Origin of the sequence: Cellulomonas septica (genome assembly GCF_012396155.1) — a bacterium.
Classification (GTDB): Bacteria; Actinomycetota; Actinomycetes; order Actinomycetales; family Cellulomonadaceae; genus Cellulomonas; species Cellulomonas septica.
Window position 1 is genome coordinate 1 of record NZ_JAAXOY010000276.1, and the last position, 4,514, is coordinate 4,514.

The 4,514-nt window shown below is 74.9% G+C and carries 4 protein-coding genes and 1 pseudogene; 3 read left to right on the plus strand and 2 right to left on the minus strand.

The annotated features are described in order from the left end of the window. The coding region (locus HGA02_RS11395) for a glycoside hydrolase family 3 N-terminal domain-containing protein (protein WP_168679108.1) at nt 1-1,234 on the minus strand (1,234 nt) is incomplete at its 3' end. Between the two features lie 227 nt (nt 1,235-1,461). Between HGA02_RS11395 and HGA02_RS11400 the strand changes: the two genes are divergently transcribed. Together HGA02_RS11400 and HGA02_RS11405 are read left to right on the plus strand one after the other, a co-directional pair. Then, on the plus strand, nt 1,462-1,881 hold the full coding sequence (locus HGA02_RS11400) for a VOC family protein (RefSeq protein ID WP_168679109.1): 420 nt from the start codon (nt 1,462-1,464) through the stop codon (nt 1,879-1,881). 29 nt (nt 1,882-1,910) lie between these two features. Beyond that, complete coding sequence (locus HGA02_RS11405; protein WP_168679110.1) at nt 1,911-3,110, plus strand: DNA glycosylase AlkZ-like family protein; 1,200 nt, start codon at nt 1,911-1,913, stop codon at nt 3,108-3,110. Nucleotides 3,111-3,164: 54 nt separating this feature from the next. Here HGA02_RS11405 and HGA02_RS11410 read toward each other — a convergent pair whose 3' ends face one another. Then, complete coding sequence (locus HGA02_RS11410; protein WP_246247692.1) at nt 3,165-4,112, minus strand: outer membrane protein assembly factor BamB family protein; 948 nt, start codon at nt 4,110-4,112, stop codon at nt 3,165-3,167. Nucleotides 4,113-4,379: 267 nt separating this feature from the next. Here HGA02_RS11410 and HGA02_RS21705 point away from each other — a divergent pair. Then, nucleotides 4,380-4,514: pseudogene (locus HGA02_RS21705) on the plus strand (amino acid--tRNA ligase-related protein); the annotation flags it as partial.

Sequence of the window (4,514 nt, forward strand, 5' to 3'; positions counted from 1 at the left end):
CGGGGTCGTCCGCGTTGGGTCCGACGACGGCGACGCGTCGCGGCCGGTCGGCGGGCAGCGCGCGACCCGACCCGGCATCGGCGGTCAGCCCGCCCGCGAGCGGGAGCGTCCCGTCGTTCGACAGCAGCACGAGCGAGCGTCGCGCGACCTCGACGTTGAGCGCGGTGTGCGCGGCGGAGCCGACGACCTCGGCCTGGCGGGCGGCGTCGGGACGGCGCGGGTTCTCGAACAGCCCGAGCTCGAACTTGAGCGTGAGGATGCGCGCGACGGCGGCGTCGATCGCGGCCTCGTCGAGCATCCCGGCCGCGACGGCCTCCTGGGCGCCGGCGAAGAACTGCGGCGTCGTCATCACCATGTCGTTGCCCGCGTTCACGGCGGCCGCGGCGGCGTGCGCGTGGTCGGGCTGGATGTGCTGCTCCCAGACCATGCGGCCGACGTTGTCCCAGTCGGTGATGAGCGTGCCGGTGTAGCCCCACTCGCCGCGCAGCACCTCGGACAGCAGCCAGTCGTTGATCGTGACGGGCACGCCGTCGGTCGACTGGTAGCCGAGCATGAACGTGCGGCAGCCCTCGCGGGCGACGCGCTCGAACGGCGGCAGGAACCAGGACCGGAGCTTGCGGTGGCTGATGTCGGCCTCGGACGCGTCGCGCCCGCCCTGCGTCTCCGAGTAGCCGGCGAAGTGCTTGGCGGTCGCGAGGATCGCGGTCGGGTCGTGCAGGCCGTCGCCCTGGTAGCCCGCGACCATGGCGGACGCGAGCTCGCCGATGAGGAAGGGGTCCTCGCCGAACGTCTCGTCGACGCGGCCCCAGCGCAGGTCGCGCGTGATGCACAGGACCGGCGAGAAGGTCCAGTGGATGCCGGTCGCGGCGACCTCGACGGCGGTGGCGCGCGCGACGCGCTGGGCGAGGGAGCGATCCCACGAGGCCGCCATGCCGAGCTGGGTCGGGTAGATCGTGGCGCCCTCGAAGAACGAGTGGCCGTGGATGCAGTCCTCGCCGACCAGCAGCGGGATCTGCAGACGCGTCTGCGCGGTGAGCTCGACGGCCTCGTGCAGGTGCTCGGGGGACGCGTGCAGGATCGAGCCCACGTGCATGTCCTCGACGAGGCTGCGGACGTCGTCGCGCGCGTCGAGCTGCATCATCTGGCCGACCTTCTCGGGGAGGGTCATCCGCCCGACGAGGTCGGCGACGCGCTCGGCGACGGGGAGCGCGGGGTCCTGGTACGGGTGCGGCACGGACGGGTCCTCTCACGGCGGCGGTGCGGGGCGGGACGAGCGGGTGCGAGCGCGCGTGCGAGCTCGGTGCGAACCGGCGGGCGAATCGATTCGAGCGTCGCAGGAGTCTAGCGAACAATTACCAACTGGTCAGTAAGTAAATCGGCCGCACACGACGCCCGCTGAGCGTTCGCCGACTGGCGGTCGCCGCCGCGCAGGACCAGTGTGGCCCGCGGAGGTGGTCCCCGATGCCCGACGTCCGTCCCGTCATCCGCCAGGTCGTCCTCGACACCACCGACCCGCGCGGGCTCGCCGAGTTCTACCGCGAGCTCTTCGGGCTCCGCTACCGCGACGGCGACGAGCCGCCCGCCCCGGGCGAGCCCGACCCGAACGGCGACGACTGGCTCGTCCTGCGCAGCGACGACGGCGTGCCGCTCGCGTTCCAGAAGGTCGAGCACCTGCCGCCCTCCACGTGGCCCGACCACACGGTCCCGCAGCAGCTCCACCTCGACACCAGCGTGCCCGACGTCGCCGCGCTCGACGCGGCCCACGAGCGCGCGCTCGCCCTCGGCGCCCGCGTCCTGTTCGACCGCACCGACGACCCCGTCGAGCCGCTGCGCGTCTACGCCGACCCCTCCGGCCACCCGTTCTGCGTCTTCGTCGGCTGACGTCGGGGCCCACCTGCGACGATCGGCCCGTGCAGCACCTCGACACGGCCGAGCGCCGCGCCCGGATCGCCCGACGCCACGCCGTCGCGGGCCCGTACCGCCGCCCGACCGTCGAGGACGCCGCCGCGAGCGTCGTCTGCCTGCACGCGACGGATCCTGCGGGCCTCTACCTGTCGGCGTGGGCGCGCACCGACGGGTTCGCCGTCGAGGACCTCGACCGCGCCTTCTACGTCGACCGCACGCTCGTCAAGCACCTCGCGATGCGCCGCACCTTGTTCGCCGTCCCGCGCGACCTGCTGCCGGTCGTCCAGGCCGCGAGCAGCGCGAAGGTCGCCGCGACCGAGCGTCGACGGCTGATCAAGGACGTCGTGGTGGCCGGGCTCGCGACCGACGGTGAGCGGTGGTTCGACGAGGCCGTCGCCGCGACGGTCGCCGAGCTCGCCTGCGGGGAGCCGCTCACGTCCACGCAGCTCCGGCAGCGGCTCGCGGTGATCGACGCGCGCGTCGCCTACGGCGGCGACAAGCCGTGGGCGGGGACGTTCTCGATCGCGTCGCGCGTGCTCACGTGCCTGCAGGCGGCAGGGACGGTCGTGCGCGCCGGCAACCTCGGCCGCTGGACGGCGTCCCGACCGACGTGGGTGCTCGCACGCGACTGGCTCGGCGGCGAGATCGAGCTGCTCGACGAGCACGAGGCCCGCGCGACGCTGGTGCGCGCGTGGCTCGCCCGGTTCGGACCCGCCACCGAGGCGGACGTGAAGTGGTGGCTCGGGTCGACGCTGCGCGACGTGCGGCGCGCGCTCGCGGACGTCCGGGCCGTCGAGGTGGCGCTCGACGGCGGCGCGACCGGGTGGGTGCTGCCCGACGACGTCGACCCGGCCGGGCCGGTCGAGCCGTGGGTCGCGCTGCTGCCGTGGCTCGACCCGACGACGATGGGCTGGACCGACCGGGACTGGTACGTGGGGCCGCACCGGGCACAGGTCTACGACTCCGTCGGCAACGGCGGCGCGGCGATCTGGGTGGACGGGAGGATCGTCGGCGCGTGGACCGTCACGAAGGACGGTGACGTCGAGCTGTACCCGCTGGAGGACGTCGGGCGGGAGGCGACCGCCGCGATCGAGGTGGAGGCGCACCGGCTGAGCGGGTGGCTCGCGGGGACGTCGGTCGTGCCGCGGTTCCCCGCACCGCTCGTCGGGGGTCGCGGCGCCGCACGTCTCGTCGGCGGTACCTGACGTCGGGCGGGCACCGACCCGCGTCGAGCAGGTCCGGCGCGGCGGCGCGGCGGCTCAGCCCAGGACGACGGGCTCCGACGCGAAGGCGAGGAGCCGGTGCCCGAACGGGATGACGCCCTGCACGCCGGTCGGCATGCTCAGGTCACGCACGTGCGCCCCGGTGCGGCGGTCGAGCACCACGAGCACCGACCCGTCGACGCCTCGCGGGTCGACCTGCTCGACCAGCACGTGCGGCCCGTCGGTGAGCAGCTGCGAGGGCGTGCTGCCGGGCGCCAGGTCGTACGACCACAGCACCTCGCCCGTCCGCCCGGAGAGCGCCGCGACGCCCGTGCGCGTCGCCACGTGCACGCGCCCGTCGACGACGAGGGCCGACCAGATCGGGCCGACGTCGAGCTGGACCTGCCAGCGCTGCTCGCCGGTGTCCGCGTCCCACCCGTAGACCTGGCCGCCCGTCGACGACACCTCGAGGCCCGGGAGGCTGCCGTCGTCGAGCTGCCGTGCCGCGAAGTCGCCGACCACCTCGAGGTCGGGCCGTCCAGCCCTCACCACGAGCGTGCGGCCGTCGCGCGACGCCTGCAGGAACGGGCCGGCCCACGTCTGGGCGCTGCGCAGGTCCTCGCGCAGCCGGCCCGCCGGGTCGAGGACGAGCACCTGCAACGGCGTCTGCACGACCGCGTGCCCGGCCGACTCGGTGACATACGACCAGCGGTCGTCGCGTGCGCCCGGGAGCACCGTCGGGTGGCGGTAGCGCCACGCCTCGTCGCCCGACACGGGGTCGACCGCGGTGACCTCGACGTACCCCTGGGCGTCGACGCGCAGGAGCGCGGTCACGTCCCGCAGGACCGCCGCGTGCAGCGCGGGCTCCGCGAGGTCGTGCGCGGCGACGACGGTCCCGTCGCGCAGGTCCACGACCGTGAGCCGGGACCAGGTGCCGGGCCGGGACGCCGCGTCGGGGTCGATCGAGCCGGTGGAGCTCTGCGCGTCGGTCGCGAAGCACACCATCGTCGCCGGCTCGGGCGCGCCCTCGCCCTCCGGCGGGACGCACCGTGCGTCGCTCGGGGCCGCGCCGGGGACCGCGGGCGCGACCGTCGCCGACCAGCGCTCCTCGCCGGTGTCGACGTCCCGCGCGACGAGCGACGTCGTGCCGTCGCTCGCGATCGTCGTGCCGAACGCGGCACCGCCGGACGTCGCGGTCGGCCACCACGCGTCGTCGGGCGTCCACAGCGGTTCGAGGCTGTCGCCGACGTCCGCCAGCGCGCCGGGCAGGGCCGCGACCCGGGCGTCGACGCCACGCACTCGCCCGAGTTCGCGATGCTCGAGACGTACGAGGCCTACGGCACCTACGACACGATCGCGGACCTCACGCAGGACCTGGTGCAGACGGCGGCGCGCGACGCGTTCGGC